Origin of the sequence: Desulfacinum infernum DSM 9756 (genome assembly GCF_900129305.1) — a bacterium.
Taxonomy (GTDB): Bacteria; Desulfobacterota; Syntrophobacteria; order Syntrophobacterales; family DSM-9756; genus Desulfacinum; species Desulfacinum infernum.
In genome coordinates, this window is sequence record NZ_FQVB01000025.1 from 34,436 (window position 1) to 52,065 (window position 17,630).

Here is a 17,630-nt window from a genome sequence, read left to right on the forward strand (position 1 = left end):
ATCGATGCGACGTCTTGTCTTCCTTTTCTTGTGTGGCGTCCTGCTGGCGGGGATGACGGGCTGCGGCAGCCGGGTGGGCGTTGTGGTCGGTGACGAAGTGAACGTGGGCAAGGGTGGAGGGCCGCCTCCGTGGGCGCCCGCCCACGGCTATCGGGCCAAGTACCGTTACCGCTACTATCCCGATGCAGCCGTTTACCTGGATGTGGGAAGAGGCCTCTATTTCTATTTGCAAAACGGCCGGTGGACGGTGGCGGCTTCCCTGCCCAGGGGAATCACCGTGGATCCGGGGCGGTACGTGGTTCTGGAGATGGACGTGAACAAGCCCTACCTTTATCATAAGGACGTGGTCCTGAAATATCCTCCCGGCCAGGCGAAAAAGGGGCGCAAGAACAAGAATAAGGCATGGTGAACTTGGCGATGGGCATGCGGATTCTTCTTTTTGCAGGCAAGGGCGGCGTGGGCAAGACCAGCGTGGCGGCCGGAACAGGGATTCTCCTGGCGGAAAGAGGGCTGAAGACGCTGGTGATGTCCCTGGACCCCGCCCACAGCCTGAGCGATGCCTTCGATCTGGACCGGCGCCTCATGGATGTGAACAAGGGTCGGCCGTTTGCCGTGGCTGAGCGTCTATGGATTCAGGAACTGGACGTACACGAGGAGATTCAAAAGCATTGGGGAGAGGTCTATCGGTATCTGAGCTTGCTGCTGAACGTGTCGGGGCTCGATGAGGTGCTGGCCGAGGAGCTGGCGGTCCTTCCGGGCATGGAAGAAGTGAGCGCGCTTCTCCATGTGAACCGGTATGCCCGCGAAAAGGCGTACGACGTCCTGATTCTGGATTGCGCTCCCACGGCCGAGTCCATCCGTTTCGTCAGCGTCCCCAAGGCGTTGGAGTGGTACATGGAAAAGATCTTCCGCATGGAGCGGAACCTTTTCCGGGCGGCCCGGCCGGTGGTGCGCCGTATCTCGGACGTCCCCCTCCCCGAGGATGCCTATTTCGCCTCCATCGAAAGACTTTTTCAAAAGCTGCGGGGGGTGGACGCCATCTTGACCGATCCGGGAACGACTTCGGTTCGACTGGTGACGAACCTGGAAAAGATGGTCATTCGGGAAACCCAGAGAAGCTTCATGTTCTTTTCCCTGCACCAGCTGGGCATCGACGCCGTCATCGTCAACCGGGTGCTCACCGAAGGAGCGGAAAGCGCTTTTCTCAAGGCCCTGATCCACCAGCAGCAATCCTATCTCCACCTGGTCACCTCGGCTTTCCGGCCTATCCCCGTATTCACGGCGCCCTATTTCGAGCACGAAACCCTGGGCTATGAGCGCCTGAAAAAGCTGGCCCGGGCCCTCTACGGCGACACCCCGCCCCATGGGATTCTCTATCGCCATCAGCCCGTGAAGTTCCTGTCGGAAAACGGACATCACAGGATTCTCGTCCACTTTCCTTTCGTCAGCCGCGACGAGATTTTACTCCACAAGGTGGGCGACGAATTGATCATCCGCATGGGAACCTTCAAGAAAAATCTGGTCCTTCCCCGAGCCTTCGCGCGGCTGAAGCCTGAGAAGGCCCGGCTGGAAGAGGACACCCTCACCATAAGCTTTGGAGGGGATCATGAGCCCGCATGAAGAACACAAAAAGGAATCGGAACATTCCGAGGGCGGTCGGTGCGATTGTCCCATGTGCCGCATGATGCATGCCCTGGGTGGCGCCAAAGGGCGGACCGGACCTTTCTGGGAACATCTGACCAACGCGCGTATCGAGGTTCTTCGGGCCGTGCGCAGCCTGGTCGACGAGCGGATCGATCACCTGGAAAAGAAGAAATCCGAAAAGGACCGGGGCAAGAAGGCCGTCAAGATCGATGTGGAATAACTCCGCGGCGGGGTCGGTCCGTCTTCACTCCAGCCACAGCACACCTAGATCCAACTCAAGCTGTTGGAAGGGTTCGGCGCGGACCTTGGCCGAGCCGGCATGGACGCCCGCCAGCACCCATCGACCTGCCTCCAGGACGAAGACCTCCAGGGTCTGAAGATCGGGGTCCAGGAGCCAGAGGTGTCGGACTTCATGCCGAGCGTAGATGGGCATCTTGTCCGCCCGGTCCCGGCGCGCCGTGGCGGGCGAGAGCACCTCGCAGATCCAGTCCGGGGCGACGGAAATCCAGTTGTGGGGTTCGTCCGTGGGGAACCGCTCCTTCTTCCAGCCGGCCAGGTCCGGCACCAGGATGTTCTCCCCGAAGGCCACTTCCGGCTCCAGGATGATCACCCAGCCTCCCGGACCGCCTCCCCTCCCGAAATCGAACGTCGGGCCAATCTCATATCCCATGCGCGAAGCGGCGACGGCGTGCTTGCGGGACGGCCGCGGGGCGGTCACCAGCTCCCCGCCGATGATCTCGCCCACCACGTTTTCCGGCAGGTCGTAGAGATCCTCGTACACCGCCCGTCTCTTGGCTGGTTCCCACATGGCGCCGTCCTTCCTGTAGATTTTTTCCAGCGATTATGAATAACTATCACCGCCCGCCCCGCTCGTGTCAAGAAGCCCAAAGTTCCGCCCGGCCGGTGTGTCCTCAGGCACGGCACCTTGTGCCTCCCGTCCCGCGGGCTGGAGGGGTGAGCCATCATTGGCTCTTACAGTGTTCTGCTTCGGAAGGTGCGTTCCATCCCTCGCAGGCGCGGACGTCCGCCCTGGAGGCTGGGAGCGTGGTCGAGACTCCGCTCATGAACGCTTTTTTCGTAGCGCAGCCCTTCAGGGCTGCGGAAGAGTCCCCTGACGTCTGATGGGTTATCGTGTACTGCCTGCCACTTCAAGGGGTTGCGATGGCCCTTTCCCGCGGGGCTGAAGCCCCGCGGCTACGAAAGGAACGGAAACTCCCCGCCATCTTACGCCGGAAAGCGTTTCTCGGACCACCCCTGGGAGGCTGTCCGAGAACTCCGCCACCCGTCACTCCCGCGCAAGCGGGAGTCCATAACTTATTGGAAAGACTGGATCCCCGCTTTCCGTTCAAGCCGGGGATAAGCCTCGCGGGGATGACGGATGGGCGTTGGAAGGGGCAAATGAGCCATTTTCGGACACGCCCCTAGCGTCCGATCTTGGGGTTGAGTTCCTCACGCAGCCAGTCGGCGAAAAGGTTGATGCCGACCACGAGCAGGATGAGCGCGGCGCCGGGAAAGACGACCATCCACCACATGCCGGCATAGATGTAGTTCTTGCCAATGGAGATCATCATGCCCAGGCTGGGCTCGGTGAGGGGCACGCCGACGCCGAGGAAGCTCAGGGTGGCTTCGAGCATGATGACCACGGCCAGATCCACGGCCACGACCACCAGGATGGGAGGGATGGCGTTGGGAAGGACATGGCGCACCAGCAGCCGGAAATCCCGGGCTCCGGTCGCCTTGGCGGCCATCACGTAGGCTTCTTCTTTGACTTCCAGCACGCTGCCGCGCATGGTGCGGGCGTAGCGCACCCAGTCGGCGATGGAGATGGCGGCAATGACGGTGACGATGCCGGTCTTTTTGAAGACGCCCAGCAAAAGGATGGCCAGGAGCGTGGTGGAAAAGGAAAAGACCGTGTCCGCGAGACGCATGGAGAAAACATCGATCCAGCCCCCGTAATAGCCGGCCAGGAGGCCCATGAGCACGCCGAACGTGCCGGCGATGAGCACCACGCTGAAGCCGACGATGAGCGACGTGCGGCAGCCGTAAATGATGGTGCTCAGGATGTCGCGGCCCTGGTCGTCGGTTCCCAGCACAAAGGGGGCTTCGCCTCCCTCCATCCAAATGGGAGGCTTGAGGAAGTGTTCCAGGCTCACCTGCTGAAGATCGTAGGGATTTTGCGGGGTGATCCAGGGGGCGCACAGGGCCGCCAGGACAAAGACCAGCAGGATCGCGCTGCCCGCCATGGCGGGCGGATCATGCAGAAAGCTGTGGAACATCTTGGATCGGGTTCGCGGCTTAGTCATAGCGTATCTTCGGGTTCAAAACGGCGTAAAGGATATCGACCACCATGTTGATGGTGATGATGAGAAACGCCGCCAGCATGATGTAGGTGACGATCACCGGCTGGTCCGTCTCGTAGATGGACTGGAGCAGCAGGTTGCCCATGCCCGGCCACTGGAAGATGGTTTCCGTGACGATGGAAAAGGCGATGAGTTCGCCGAACTGGAGACCGGCCATGGTGACCACGGGGATGAGCACGTTGCGCAGGGCGTGTTTGACGATCACCTTGCCCGGCGGGAGGCCCTTGGCCCAGGCGGTCTTGATGTACTCCTCCGCCAACACCTCGCGCATGCCGGCCCGGGTGAGCCGAAGCAGCACCGCCAACTGGTACATGGCCAGAGTGGTGGCGGGAAGCACCAGGTGCTTGAGGCCGTCCGCCGTGAGCAGACCGGTGCGCCAGAAACCGATCTGGACGGTTTCTCCGCGCCCGAAAGGCGGCAGAATGCCCATGTAGACGCCAAAGATCATGATGAGCAGCACGCCCGTGAGGAACGTGGGGATCGAGATGCCGCCGAGAGAGCCGGCCATGACGAGGCGGCTGGGCCAGGAAGAGGGATTGAGGCTCACCAGAACGCCCAAACCGACTCCCAGGGTCAGGGCGATGAGCATGGCCGTAAACGCCAGTTCGAAGGTGGCCGGGAAGCGCTCCAGGATCAGGCCCAAGGCCGGTACGCGGCTGACGTACGACTTGCCGAAGTTGCCGTGCAGAGCATTCCAGATGAAGCGCCCGTATTGCACGTGCGTGGGTTGATCCAGGCCGAAAGCGCGCCGCACTTCTTCGATCTCCTGCTGGGTCGCGTACTTGCCGGCCATGGTCAGGACCGGATCGCCCAGGTAGCGGAAGATGATGAAACAGATCATGGAGACGGCGAGCAGCACCACCACGCCCTGGATCAACCGTCTGAGAATGTAAGTGGTCATAGGCTTTTGGTTGAAGGCTCCCGCAAGCGGGAGCCGTCTTCATGGTTTCGGCAAAGGGCTATTTCACCCCGATTTCCTTGTACACCATCCAGCGGTCCGGACGCGGCTGGAAGACGATGCCCTTGTCCTTTTGCATGGCATACAGATCTTCCTGGTAATGGAGCGGGATCCAGACGATCTTCTCTTCCATGGCGTACTTGTTGAGCTCTTCCAGAGCCTTCTTGCGCTGGGCCGGATCCACCATGTCGGCGGTGGCTTCGAGCATCTGGTCCAGTTTGGGATCGCTGTAGGAGGTTCCGTTCAGACCGCCGTAGCCCTTCGCATCATCCCGAGTGTGAGCCAGCTTGAAGTAGGTGCGGCCCATGTCGAAGGTTCCGTCGAACCAGCCGATCAGGTAGAACTGAAGGCTGCCTTCGCTCACTTCCGGGAAGAAGATGGACTTGGGCTTCACGTCCAGTTTGACCTTGATGCCCACCTTGGCCAGGTACTTGGCCACGGCCTCGGCGATCTTTTCGTCCTGGACGTAGCGGTCGTTGGGTCCCGTCAGGGTGATTTCGAAGCCGTTCTCGTAGCCGGCTTCCTTGAGGAGCTTCCTGGCACCTTCCGGATCGTAGGGCAGCCGCTTGATGTCGGGGTTGTAGCCGATGGTGGGAGGATCCGGAATCTGAGCCGCCGGCGTGGCATGTCCGCGCATCACCTTCTCGATGATTTCGTCTTCGTTGATGGCCATGTACATGGCCTTCCGCACCCGGATATCCGCCCAGGGATCCCCCGGTTTGTTGCCCAGGGCCAGGAAGATGGATCGGCGAGCCGGACGGCTGATGACCTCCACCTTCGGGTTGGCCTTCACCTTTTCAAAGAGTTCCACCGGAACGCCGGTCATGATGTCCGCCTGGCCCGATACGAGGGCGGCGAAGCGGGTTGAGGACTCCGTGATCGGACGCACTTCCACCTTCTTGATGGCGGGAGCCCCTTCCCAGTAGTTTTCGTTGGCCTCCATGCGCACATAGGAGCCCTTGACCCATTCCACCAGCTTGTAGGCCCCGGTGCCGATGGGGTGGATCATGACGTCGCCGGGGTCGCGCTGTTCGGTGGACTCCTTGTCCATGATGAAGATCTGGTGCAGGTTGTTGGCGAACCAGGGAATGGGGGTCTTGGTTTTGATCTCAACGGTGTAATCGTCGATGATCGTGATGGAATCGATGGACTTGCCGGTGTTCAGAAATTCGGAGACCTCCGGGTTGCTCAGGCGTTCGAAGCTGAATTTCACGTCTTCGGCGTTGAAGGGATTGCCGTTGTGGAAGGTCACGCCCTTTCGCAGGTAGAACCTCCAGGTCAGCAGATCCGGATGTTCCCAGCGTTCCGCCAGGGCCGGAACGAGCTTCCCATCGGGGCCCTTGCGCTGCAAGAGGCCGTCGAAGAAGTTGGCCATGAACGACAGGCCGGCATCGGAGTCGTCCCCGTGCGGATTCATCATGCGCGGTGGCGTGTCCACCGCCACCACCAGAGAGGTCTCCGCCGCGGCCTGAGCCGCCGTCAGGAACCCCAGGGTCAGAAGGCCCACCAGCAGGATCGCCATCTTGCTTCTCATCGTCGCTCCCCCTTTCCTTTTTCTTGAGTTGACCAACACTGCCTTACGCGACCGGGGCTGATTCCCTCGGCCGCAGCCTCACCCTCCAAGGACTCATCAAGCATGGAGAAAGCATCTCACCTGATGGTCGCCGGTCAGCGACGTCAATGGCGGACGCTCCTTGTCGCAGATGTCCATGCGCTTCGGGCAGCGCGGATGAAAGTGGCAGCCCGCCGGCGGATGGATCGGACTGGGCACGTCGCCCTGGAGCAGGATCCTCCGGCGAGTGACTTTCGGGTCCGGAATGGGGACGGCGGAGAGCAGGGCTTCCGTATACGGATGTTTGGGATGGTTGTAGATCTGCTCGTAGGTGCCCATCTCCACGATCTTCCCGAGATACATGACCGCCACCCGGTCGCAGATGTATTCCACCACGGCCAGGTCGTGGGCGATCAAGAGGTAGGAAAGTCCGAACTCCCGCTGCAAGTCGAGAAGCAAATTGATGATCTGGGCCTGGATGGAGACGTCCAGAGCGGACACCGGCTCGTCTCCGATGACGATCTTGGGATCCAGGGCCAGGGCCCGTGCGATGCCGATCCGCTGCCGTTGGCCGCCGGAAAATTCGTGGGGGTAGCGCCGGCCGTGTTCAGGCGATAGCCCCACTTTTTCCAGCAGAAACGCAATGCGCTCACTGCGTTGGCGTCCCGGGTACAGCCCGAACGTGTCCATGGGGTCACCCAGGATCTGGTTCACGGTCATGCGCGGGTTGAGCGACGAATAGGGATCCTGGAAAATGATCTGCATTTCCCGGCGCAGTTCACGCATGCGTTGGGCTTTGACTCGTGCGATGTCTTCCCCGTTGTAGAGAATTCGACCGGAAGTGGTGGGAATCAGGCGCAGCACACCCAGGCCGGTGGTCGTCTTGCCGCAGCCGCTTTCGCCCACAAGCCCGAGGGTTTCCCCTTCCCTCAGGGTGAAGGACACGCCGTCCACGGCGTACACATAACCCACCGTGCGGCCCAGGAGGCCCTTTTTGATGGGGAAATGAACTTTTAATTCGTCAACCTGAAGCAGCGTCTTCACAGTGTTCCTCGATGGTCAGGTCCCGTACAGGAAGCAGCGGACCAGGCGGCCGGAACCCAGATCCTGCAATTCCGGTTCTCGCTCACGGCAAACGGCCATGGAATGGGGGCATCGGGGTTCGAAGCGGCAGCCGGGCGGCAGATCCAGCAGGCCGGGGACCATCCCGGGGATTTCCTCCAGGCGCAGGCGCCCTTTTTTCGAGCGCTCTCCCAGCTTGGGAATGGAGCGGAGGAGTCCCCGGGTGTAGGGGTGTTTCGGGTCTTCGAAGAGCGGCAGGGTGGCGGCCTGTTCCACCACCTTCCCCGCGTACATCACTACCACCCGCTGGGCGATCTCGGCAATGACGCCCAGGTCGTGGGTGATCATCATGACCGCGGTCTGAAAGTCCTCTTTGAGCTGTAGCATGAGGTCCAGGATCTGGGCCTGCACAGTGACATCCAGGGCCGTGGTGGGCTCGTCGGCGATGAGGATTTCCGGGTCGCAGGCAAGGGCCATGGCGATCATGGCCCGCTGGCGCATTCCGCCGGAAAGCTGATGCGGGTATTCGGACGCGCGCTTGTGTGGGGCGGGAATCTGCACCTTTTCCAGCATAGCCACGGCGTGTCGCCAGGCTTCACGGCGTCCCATGCCGCGATGCAGCTGGAACATCTCGGCGATCTGATCCCCGATGGTATAGACCGGATTGAGCGAGGTCATGGGCTCCTGGAAGATCATAGCGATGCGGTCCCCCCGGATGCGGCGCATGGCCGAGGGCTGCAGGGTCGTCAGGTCCATGCCGTCGAACCAGATGTGACCGCCGACGATCTTTCCGGGCGGCTCGGGGATGAGGCGCATGATCGATTGGGCCGTAACGCTCTTGCCGCACCCGCTTTCACCCACCACGCCCAGCACTTCCCCTCGGTCCAGGTGAAAGGAGACGTCGTCCACAGCCCGCGCCACCCCCTCAAAGGTGGTGAAATAGGTCTTGAGATGCTGAATCTCCAGCAGGTGTCGGCTTTCCGTCATCGCTTGTCCCATGGAAAGAGTTTGCGGCAAAGGCGCACCTCTATAGCATTTCCAAGCCCGGATCACAAGGCGGCGGGTCGCATGGCCTCTCCATGAGTTCAGGTTTCGAAGGTTCCCTTGACCCGCACCCGGCCGTCGGCCACCATGACCCGTCCGCGGGCCATGACCCAATCCACGTTCAGTTCCTCGTCCAGCAGCACGAGATCCGCATCCAGCCCCACCTCGATGCGTCCCTTGATCCGGTCGATGCCGAGCCGTCGGGCCGGATGGACGGTGACCAGCGGAAGGATCTCTTCCAGACCGAATCCGCTTCGGACCAGGTCACGGACTTCCTGGTGCAGGCTGCTGATGTCGGCCACGGCAAGGCGCAGCAGTTTTCCGTGTTCGTCGAAAAGGGGCAGGGAGCCGTTGGAGTCGGAACTCAGGGTGATTCGCTCCAGGGGAACCCCGGCGTCCAGGGCCCGGCGCAGGGCGCTTTCCACATCGGATGCAAAGCCGAGAGACTTGGGTGCCGCCGTGAGGTCGATGTTTCCTCCCCGCCGAGCGAATTCGATGGCCTGATCCAGCAATCTTTCGCCGCGGCTCACATGGGTCGGCAGAAACTGACCGATGGGAATCTCCGTTTCTTCCACCATGCGCAGTACCGCCTCCAGCCCGCGGGGGCCGTCCCCCATGTGGAGATGCACCAGCCCCGCCTTGCCGCCGATCATCCCGCCCACCCGGGCTTCGGCGGCCAGCCGGCACAGCTCCTCATAGGAAGGCTGGGACGAGCGATGGTCCGAGAGGGCAACTTCTCCGACGCCGATCACCTTGGGGATGAGCGCAATGTCTTTGCGAACACTGCCGGTGATGGTGGGCGGCGGGAACTGGTACGACCCCGTGTAGATGTAGGTGGAAACCCCTTCTTCGTCCAGTTGCATGGCTTTGGCCAGCAACGACTCCGGCCGACGGGTCACGTCATCGGTTCCCAGACAGCCCACCACCGTGGTCACGCCCGCGCGAACGATGGAAGACAATTGAATCTCGGGCGTGCGGGTCCGGAATCCGCCTTCGCCGCCTCCGCCCAGGAGATGGACATGGAGATCCACGAAACCGGGAACCAGGTATTTCCCCCGGGCGTCGATAGTCTCCACCGGGAGCCCTTCCGGAGCGGTCAGCCGTTCGGCGATCGCTGCGATCTTGCCCGCCGCCGTCAAGACATCCCGGATGCCCAAGGGATGGGGGGCGAACACCCGGGCATTCCGAATCAGTTTGAACATGAAACACCTCGCTGGAAAGGGTTCGTCCGCATCGGAGGACGCGAACAACATGGAGAAGACGGGCGGTTGAAGTCAAAGGATTTTTGGTGAACGGCAAACCGGGCGAAACCGCCGACGGTTCAGGGCAATCGCAGCAACGGCGGGTTTCTTCCCGGGAATTTGTCGCCGACGCCCATGAAAAACGAAGCGGGCCTTCCGGAGCCGGGAACCGTCGTGGCGAATGATTATTCGGCCCTGTATCTCTCGTGCCCGGAAGTCCCAATGCCATGCTCTATAAAAACACACCATGGGTCCTATTTTGAAGGCGGAGGTTTGTAGAAGTTGGTCGGGCTTATTGACAGGTGTTGAGAAAGAAAGTACAAGAAGATGGTTCTGCGGAGCGTAAAGTCTTCGTGCAATTACTTTCTCTCTGAGAGTCTTCATGCGGCAGCGTGACCGATTTGTCTCTTTCGGTCTGTTGATCTCACTCTCCATCGCCCTCTCATAGCCCGAACGCGCACTGGTTCCTATTCACTTTCCTTGCAGGTTTCCACCGCGATTGGAAAACTGCCCTGCGCCGGCTGTGCCGTGCCCGGGTGGGCCCGCACCGTCACCGCCCCGGGCCGCAGCTTTCCGGAAAGGGGGGGGCTTTGCGTTCCGAACCGTTCATCCCAAATTGAGGGAAAGGAGGGCGAGCTCATAGGATTTTTAAGCGAAGAGAGGCCGTTAGGGTGAGTGCTCAGGTGGTTGGATTTCGTGAGGAGGTTGGCGATGGAGCGGTACGGAGAGGTTCAGGCGGGTTCTAAATACGAGGCGGTTTACAAGGAATCCATTGAAAATCCATCAGCTTTTTGGGGAAGAGAGGCGGAAAGACTCGCTTGGTTCAAGAGGTGGGACACGGTCCTGGATGATTCCAACCCTCCCTTTTACCGTTGGTTTGTCGGAGGTGAGCTGAACACCTGCTACAATGCGGTGGACGTCCATGTGGAAAACGGGCGGGCGGATCAGGCGGCTCTCATTTACGACAGCCCCGTGACCGACACGGTGACTTCTTTCACTTACGGAGAACTTCAAGGGCAAGTGGCCAAACTTGCCGGGGCTCTGAAAAGCATGGGGGTGGAAAAAGGGGACACCGTCGTTATCTACATGCCCATGATCCCGGAGGCCGCCATGGCCATGCTGGCCTGTGCCAGGCTGGGGGCCATCCATTCGGTGGTTTTCGGAGGATTTGCGGCCCGCGAATTGGCTGTTCGGATCGACGACGCCAAGCCCAAGGCGATTCTTTCGGCCTCGTGCGGAATCGAGGTCAAGAAGGTCATCCCCTATAAGCCGCTTCTGGATGAAGCCATCCGGCAGGCGGCTCACAAGCCCGAGAAATGCCTCATCCTTCAAAGACCCCAGGCCACGGCGGAGCTCACCCCGGGGCGCGATCTGGATTGGCGTGAAGCGGTGGAAGGAGCCGAGCCCGCGGAGTGCGTTCCCGTCCAGGCCACGGATCCGCTCTACATCCTCTATACGTCCGGCACCACGGGCATGCCCAAGGGGGTGGTTCGCGACAACGGCGGCCACGCGGTGGCGCTGCGCTGGACCATGAAGCACATCTACGGGATCGAGCCCGGTCAGGTCTTCTGGGCGGCGTCCGACGTGGGCTGGGTGGTGGGCCATTCCTACATTGTTTACGGGCCTCTGCTCACGGGCGCCACGACGATCCTGTACGAAGGCAAACCCATCGGAACGCCGGATCCCGGTGCCTTCTGGCGGGTCATCTCCCAGCACAAGGTGAAGGCCCTCTTTTGCGCCCCCACGGCCTTTCGCGCCATCAAGCGGGAAGACCCCCAAGGCGAGTACTACAAGAAATACGATCTGACCGGTTTCGAGACCCTGTTTTTGGCCGGAGAGCGCACCGATCCGGACACCTACCACTGGGCGTCGGATCTGCTGGGGGTTCCCGTGATCGATCACTGGTGGCAGACGGAGACGGGTTGGGCCATCACGGGCAACTTCCGAGGCTTGGAATTCTTCCCCATCAAACCGGGATCGGCCGGAAAGCCCATGCCCGGCTACAACGTCAAGATTCTCAACCCCGACAACGGAAGGGAACTGGGCCCCGGACAAAGCGGTGTGATCGCGGTGAAACTTCCTCTGCCCCCGGGGACCCTCCCCACCCTCTGGAAGAACGACACCCGATTCAAGGAATCGTACATGGACATCTACCCCGGCTACTACTTCACGGGCGACGGGGGCCACATGGACGACGAAGGATACGTCTACGTCATGGGACGGGTGGACGACGTCATCAACGTGGCCGGCCATCGACTGTCCACGGGGGACATGGAAGAGGTGCTCGCCAGACACCCGGACGTGGCCGAGTGCGCGGTGCTGGGAGCCGCGGACGACCTGAAGGGGCAGGTCCCCATTGGGTTCGTGGTGCTCAAGGCGGGTGTGTCCCGGGATCCCCAGGAGATCGTCAAGGAACTGATCCAGATGGTGAGGCAGGACGTGGGGCCCATCGCCTGCTTCAAGAGCGCCGTGGTGGTGGACCGGCTGCCCAAGACCCGCTCCGGCAAGATCCTTCGCGGCACCATGCGCAAGATCGCCGACGGCGAACAGTACCGGGTGCCGTCCACCATCGACGATCCGGTGATCCTCGATGAGATCAAGCAGGCCGTGGCCCGCATGGGATACGGCCGCCGGGCTTCCTAAGAGCTTTTCTGAAAACGCCGGGGATGACCGTTTTTCTCGTAGCGCAGCCCTTCAGGGCTGTGGAGGAATCTCCGGAGGCCGGATGGACCATCGGCTATGACCTGTCGATTCATGGGCTTGTGATGGCCCCTTTCCGCGGGGCTTCTGCCCCGCGGCTACGAAAGGTCGGGGCGGGGGTTATCCCCGCCCGCTAAGCGCTCGAGCGACTCAACGATTCATCCACGCGTTCGACCGCCCTTCGCCCTCCACACCGCCCATCAACCATCACTCCCCCGGTTCCCCTTACATCCGGTCGTCTCTGCACATCCGCCCGAAAACACGAAGGCCCACGCTCCGCGCTCAAGGGCGAATTTCATTCAGGGGCGCGACGGCTGCGAGGGCCCGAGACCGGGCAGTTGGAGCGCAAAGGCGATGCCGGCGAGTCCCAGAACGGCGCTCAGCAGGTAGGTCCCCTTGAGTCCGATGAGATCGGCGATAAACCCCACGGCCACCACGATTCCGGACCGGGCCAGGAACGAGATCATCATGTAAAGTCCGTTGGCCGCGGCCGGGCTTTCCTTGGCATGTTCCTGGACCATGGCCAGCATGACGGGCGTGGTGGAAAGCACCGTCAGCCCGACCAACACCAGAGCCGGCAGGCGGTACCAGCCGGGAAGGACGCTAAACAATGCCACCGACAAGGGCGCACCCACCAGGGCCACCAGCAACACACGCCTCCGCCCGAACCGGTCGCTCAGGGCGCCGGCACTCAGAACGCCCGCGACGCCCGCGGCCTCATAGACGGTCAGGGAGATTCCGGCGAGCCACAGGCTTCCCGTTTCCATCTGGACAAACGTGGGCAGGAAGGTGGCCATGGCCGCGTGCATGAAGCCTCGGGCCACCAAGATCCCCGTAATCGGCAGAAGCAGGTACCTCAGCTGGTTCCAGGTTTCCCGCACCTTTCGATGCGCCGGTTTCCGACCCGTCGGCTCCGCCTCCCGGACGGTCCAGTAAAGCCATACCGATGCCAGAATGCCCACCATCATCACCGGGTAGAACCCCTCCAGGCCGAAGACCGAGACGGCACCGACGGCCGCCAAAGGTCCCACGGTCCGGGCGAATTCCCCGCCCGTCATGAAAAAGCTCATCCCCCGTCCCTTGTACGGCCCCGCCAGTTGTGAAACCATCACCGGAGCCGGCACATGGAAGAGGGCGACGCTGATTCCGGCGGTGAAAAGGAGCGAAAGGAGCACCCCGTAGCTGGGCGCCACCCCGATGAGGCTCATGGGGACCGCGGTCAGGGCCGGGGCCAGCACCACGAAAAGGCGCACGCTGATCCGGTCGGCCAGCGACCCGATGTGCGGATTCAGCAGAGCGGGAATCTGCATGACGGTGGACAAGAAACCCGCCTGGGTCAAACTGAGGGACAGTTTCTCAATGAGCAGGGGCAGAAGCGGGGATAAGAAACTGGAATAGACGTCGTGAACGAAGTGACAGACGGACAGGGCCAAAACCTGCCCCGTATGGAATCGTTCCTCTTTTCGAACGGCGGCTGCTTTCATCCTTTCCTTTCCCGGTATTCGGTCCCTTCACCTGCAGGCGGCGGATTCCAGCCTGGTCCCTAGAAGCAGGCAAGTCTGGCATGTCCCGGAGGAACGGCCATCCGTGCCGGGGGACTCGCTCCCTTTATGGGATTATGTTAGGCTCGATGCAAGAAATAAGCAGGTGCCGCGGTCGCAAGAGGAAGATTCCCCATCCTGAAACATCCGGAACAAGGAGGGAAAGCCGATGGCCTCACAATCGCCCCTATGCACCGTTTTTGTGGATCGATTCACCGATGGGATTCTCGACCCATCCAAACCCATGGCGGGACCCGTCAAAGACGGCGGGCACATCGTGGCCAACACGGCGCCGGGTTGTTGGGGCCCCATGATCACCCCGGAGCTCAAGGGCGGGCATGAGGTCACGGTGCCGGTGGCGGTAGAGGGCGCCCAGCCCGGCGACGCCATAGCCGTGCGTATCAAGGACATCACGGTGACGTCCGTGGCCACCGCTTCCGGAACGGACACCTGCCCGGATCCGAATCGCTTCAGGGGCGATCCCTATGTGGCCAAGCAGTGTCCGTCCTGCGGCGCCTACCACCCAACCTCGGTATGTCAAGGCATCGGACAAGGCGCCGTTCGGTGTGCATCGTGCGGTGCGGAGGTGTCTCCTTTTGCTTTTGTTCACGGCTATACGGTTGCGTTCGATCACGAGCGGGGCATGGCGGTTACGCTCGACAAGGCGGGTGCCGAAAGGGTCGCTCGGGATTCCCGGCGATATTCCGCCAAGCCGGACCATTCGGTGCAGCATCCCATCCTTACGTTCGCTCCGGCGGATCTGGTGGGAGTGGCGACCCGCCTGCGTCCCTTTCTGGGCCAGCTGGGAACAATGCCGGCGCTCCCTTTCCCGGATTCTCACAACGCAGGGGATTTCGCCACGTTCCTGGTGGGAGCGCCTCATGAATACGCCAAGACGGACGGCGAATTGGCGAGTCGAACCGACGGACACATGGACATCAACAAGGTCCGGGCCGGCGCCGTTGTGATTTGCCCGGTGAAGGTGGAGGGCGGGGGCGTTTACGTCGGCGACATGCATGCTTTTCAGGGCAACGGGGAGATTGCGGGACATACGGCGGACGTGGCGGGCCTGGTGACCCTCCAGGTCCACGTCATCAAGGGACTCCGCCTGGACGGCCCCATCCTGTTGCCCCTGGTGGAGGACCTCCCGCACTTGGCCAAACCCCTGAGCCCCGAGGAAAAGAAGAAAGCCCGATTGTTGGCCGCCCAATGGGGACTCCAGGGCATCGAGGAAGACGCCCCTGTCTGCTTCATCGGCACGGGACCGACCCTCAATGATGCCGTGAATTCCGGTTTGGAAAGGGCGGCCAAAGTCCTGGAAATGTCGGTGGAAGAGGTGAAGAACCGGGCCACCATCGCCGGCTCGGTCGATATCGGAAGGGCGCCGGGGGTGGTGACGGTGACGTTCCGATGCCCGGTGGACCGACTGGAAAAGATCGGCATCCTGCCGTTTGTGCGTGAACAGTATGGTCCCTGAAGAATCATGCGGGAGAAAACACCTGCGTCCTCCCGCCCTTTGGGATTCGCCGCGGTAGGTGAGGGAGGGGTGTCGGGGCCTTGCAGGCTCCCCGGGGACCCGTTTGGGCGATCCCTGCCTCCATCCCCCAGTCCCAAACAAAAAAGGACGCGAGCCTTTCGGCTGCGTCCTTTGGTTTCTGGTAGCGGGGGGAGGATTTGAACCTCCGACCTTCGGGTTATGAGTTTTCTCGTGAGTGCATAACTTATTGAAATCACATAGGCGGGTGGCCCGAAAAACCCGCCGTAATCGCGCCAATCCGCAACCTATCCGCAACCATTTTCCGGAAGATTACCTATCCGGCAAGGCCGAAGGGACTATCGGCGGGGATTGGGTGATCTTGGCACTACCATGCGATGGCTTCCGGCATCAAGCATCTGGAAAAGGCCGCCAACACCTTGGCGGCTAAAGTCACATCCCGGCAAAATGAATAGGTTACACAAAAATAGGAACTTTGGGTTTGGGGCTTGGCGGCTCGGGTGGTGGATCAAAGCCGGCAAGCGATGGGCCGAGAGTCTAGTCGGTGATCGGAGGTGTCTCATTGCCGTTGACACATTCCGAATGCTCATTTACTCGATGTTTACGTTTCCGCTTTACGTCCAGTAGGGATGTCGTTTGAAGACCTCAACCAGCCTGAACCAGTTGAAGCCGCGATGTACGAACTGTGCGCAGGGTGGAGGAGTGTGGGCGTTCGCGGGCCGCTTTGGCGAGAATACCCGCCTCGGCGGCGGCCGCTGATCCGCGGCGCCCGTTAGCCCCAAAGAACAATGAAAAGTTTGCGACAAAAGAAACGTCCGTGGCGCCCGCTTTTTCTGCTGATCGCCATCCTCGGTATGATGGGCCTGTCTTATCTGCTTTGGTCCCCGGGCAAGACCTTTCAGGATGGGAGACATGACCTGCGTTCCAACGGAATCTGGCTCCAGCATGGCTGGCTCGGGGATGATCAGTGGTTCCAGCGGAATCGGAAAGACAAAGCTCTCTTTCGGGATGAAGGAAAGATCAAGGCGCTTGCCGCTCTTCTGGCCAACCACGGGATGAAGTATGTCTTTCCCCATGCCTGCCCCTGCGACCCCAGCGGGAGGATCTCGCCCGTTGATCCGGTTCAGACAGAGCGATTTCTCGACCACTTCGAAGGCTTCCGGGTTCTCCCGTGGGTCGGCGGGGTCCTCGGCGTCCACTGCTCGCCGCAATCTCCGAAGTGGAGAGACAACTTTGTCTCCTCCGTGGTCGATCTCCTGCGCTTGCACCCACGGCTGGCAGGGGTCCATCTCAACATCGAGCCCCTGCCGTCGGGCAACAGGGATTTCTTGCTCCTATTGGATGAACTTCGACACACCATGCCTTCCGGGAAGATCCTCTCTGTGGCGGCGTATCCGCCGCCGACACGATGGCACCCGTTTCCCGATGTGCACTGGGACGAAGCCTATTTCCGGCAAGTTGCTCAACGGACTGAACAAGTTGTCCCCATGATGTACGACACAGCCATCAGGGTGCCGAAGGTGTATCGGTATCTGATGTCTTCGTGGACTTCAGAGGTTCTGGATTGGTCGGGGGATACACAAGTCCTTCTCGGCATCCCCGTTTACGATGATGCCGGAGTCGGCTACCATTTTCCCGCCGTGGAAAACCTGCAGAATGCCCTGTCGGGCATCCATGAAGGGTTGAACGCACGGAAGTCTCTGCCAAAGAATTACGCCGGCGTTGCCATCTACTGCGAATGGGAAATGGACCGGCAGGAGTGGGACTACTTCAGGAGGGAATTTGAGAGAGTCCCGGATGGGCCAAGGCGCTGAACGGTACCGCCGAAGCGGAAGGACCGTATGGGAGGGAAATCCAGCCGGGGTTCCTTCGCGCCGCGCGACAGAGCCAAATAGACCTCATGGGGAATTTGGGTCGTCAGATCATGAAAAGCCGGTGCCGAAATAAGGCAAACCACACTGCTGGGAATGCGCCTCCCCGCGATCAGGATGTCCGGGTTTTTGGGAGGAGAGCCGTCGGCGAGCCATGGAAAA

At 61.2% G+C, this 17,630-nt stretch carries 14 protein-coding genes; 6 read left to right on the forward strand and 8 right to left on the reverse strand.

Annotation, left to right across the window (positions count from 1 at the left end; all coding sequences use genetic code 11):
• The first annotated feature begins 4 nt into the window (after window positions 1-4).
• Genes BUB04_RS12605 through BUB04_RS12615 form a run of 3 tightly spaced genes read left to right on the forward strand, consistent with a single transcriptional unit; the run spans window position 5 to window position 1,864 of the window.
• On the forward strand, window positions 5-409 hold the full coding sequence (locus BUB04_RS12605) for a hypothetical protein (RefSeq protein WP_073040049.1): 405 nt from the start codon (window positions 5-7) through the stop codon (window positions 407-409).
• Window positions 403-1,620: an ArsA family ATPase gene (locus BUB04_RS12610; RefSeq protein WP_218588447.1), complete on the forward strand. Its 1,218-nt coding sequence runs from the start codon at window positions 403-405 to the stop codon at window positions 1,618-1,620. The genes BUB04_RS12605 and BUB04_RS12610 overlap by 7 nt, the downstream gene beginning before the upstream one ends.
• Window positions 1,607-1,864 carry a hypothetical protein gene (locus BUB04_RS12615; RefSeq protein WP_073040051.1) on the forward strand — a complete coding sequence of 86 codons (258 nt, stop codon included), beginning with the start codon at window positions 1,607-1,609 and terminating at the stop codon, window positions 1,862-1,864. Before BUB04_RS12610 ends, BUB04_RS12615 begins: the two co-directional genes overlap by 14 nt.
• A 24-nt stretch (window positions 1,865-1,888) precedes the next feature.
• Here BUB04_RS12615 and BUB04_RS12620 read toward each other — a convergent pair whose 3' ends face one another.
• The 7 genes from BUB04_RS12620 to iadA form a co-directional block, all read right to left on the reverse strand.
• Complete coding sequence (locus BUB04_RS12620) at window positions 1,889-2,452, reverse strand: Uma2 family endonuclease (protein WP_073040053.1); 564 nt, start codon at window positions 2,450-2,452, stop codon at window positions 1,889-1,891.
• A 613-nt stretch (window positions 2,453-3,065) separates the two neighbouring features.
• A complete protein-coding gene (locus BUB04_RS12625) occupies window positions 3,066-3,947 on the reverse strand; it encodes an ABC transporter permease (protein WP_073040055.1) in 882 nt (293 codons plus the stop codon).
• Complete coding sequence (locus BUB04_RS12630; RefSeq protein ID WP_073040057.1) at window positions 3,940-4,905, reverse strand: ABC transporter permease; 966 nt, start codon at window positions 4,903-4,905, stop codon at window positions 3,940-3,942. The genes BUB04_RS12625 and BUB04_RS12630 overlap by 8 nt, the downstream gene beginning before the upstream one ends.
• Before the next feature lie 58 nt (window positions 4,906-4,963).
• On the reverse strand, window positions 4,964-6,496 hold the full coding sequence (locus BUB04_RS12635; RefSeq protein ID WP_073040059.1) for an ABC transporter substrate-binding protein: 1,533 nt from the start codon (window positions 6,494-6,496) through the stop codon (window positions 4,964-4,966).
• Between the two features lie 96 nt (window positions 6,497-6,592).
• Window positions 6,593-7,558 carry an ABC transporter ATP-binding protein gene (locus BUB04_RS12640; RefSeq protein ID WP_073040062.1) on the reverse strand — a complete coding sequence of 322 codons (966 nt, stop codon included), beginning with the start codon at window positions 7,556-7,558 and terminating at the stop codon, window positions 6,593-6,595.
• Window positions 7,559-7,573: 15 nt separating this feature from the next.
• The gene (locus BUB04_RS12645) at window positions 7,574-8,563 is read right to left on the reverse strand and encodes an ABC transporter ATP-binding protein (protein WP_073040064.1); all 990 of its coding nucleotides are present in this window, start codon (window positions 8,561-8,563) and stop codon (window positions 7,574-7,576) included.
• Window positions 8,564-8,661: 98 nt separating this feature from the next.
• Window positions 8,662-9,822: a beta-aspartyl-peptidase gene (gene iadA, locus BUB04_RS12650; protein WP_073040066.1), complete on the reverse strand. Its 1,161-nt coding sequence runs from the start codon at window positions 9,820-9,822 to the stop codon at window positions 8,662-8,664.
• 750 nt (window positions 9,823-10,572) lie between these two features.
• On the opposite strand from iadA, the gene BUB04_RS12655 reads away from it, so the two are divergent.
• Window positions 10,573-12,504: a propionyl-CoA synthetase gene (locus tag BUB04_RS12655; protein ID WP_073040069.1), complete on the forward strand. Its 1,932-nt coding sequence runs from the start codon at window positions 10,573-10,575 to the stop codon at window positions 12,502-12,504.
• A 356-nt stretch (window positions 12,505-12,860) separates the two neighbouring features.
• Here the strand turns inward: BUB04_RS12655 and BUB04_RS12660 are convergent, their stop codons facing one another.
• Complete coding sequence (locus BUB04_RS12660; RefSeq protein ID WP_073040071.1) at window positions 12,861-14,045, reverse strand: MFS transporter; 1,185 nt, start codon at window positions 14,043-14,045, stop codon at window positions 12,861-12,863.
• Window positions 14,046-14,271: 226 nt separating this feature from the next.
• On the opposite strand from BUB04_RS12660, the gene BUB04_RS12665 reads away from it, so the two are divergent.
• Entirely contained in the window at window positions 14,272-15,579 is a 1,308-nt protein-coding gene (locus BUB04_RS12665) for an acetamidase/formamidase family protein (RefSeq protein WP_073040073.1), read from the forward strand.
• An 815-nt stretch (window positions 15,580-16,394) separates the two neighbouring features.
• Window positions 16,395-17,411: a glycoside hydrolase family 18 protein gene (locus BUB04_RS12670; RefSeq protein WP_178371985.1), complete on the forward strand. Its 1,017-nt coding sequence runs from the start codon at window positions 16,395-16,397 to the stop codon at window positions 17,409-17,411.
• Window positions 17,412-17,630 lie beyond the last annotated feature (219 nt).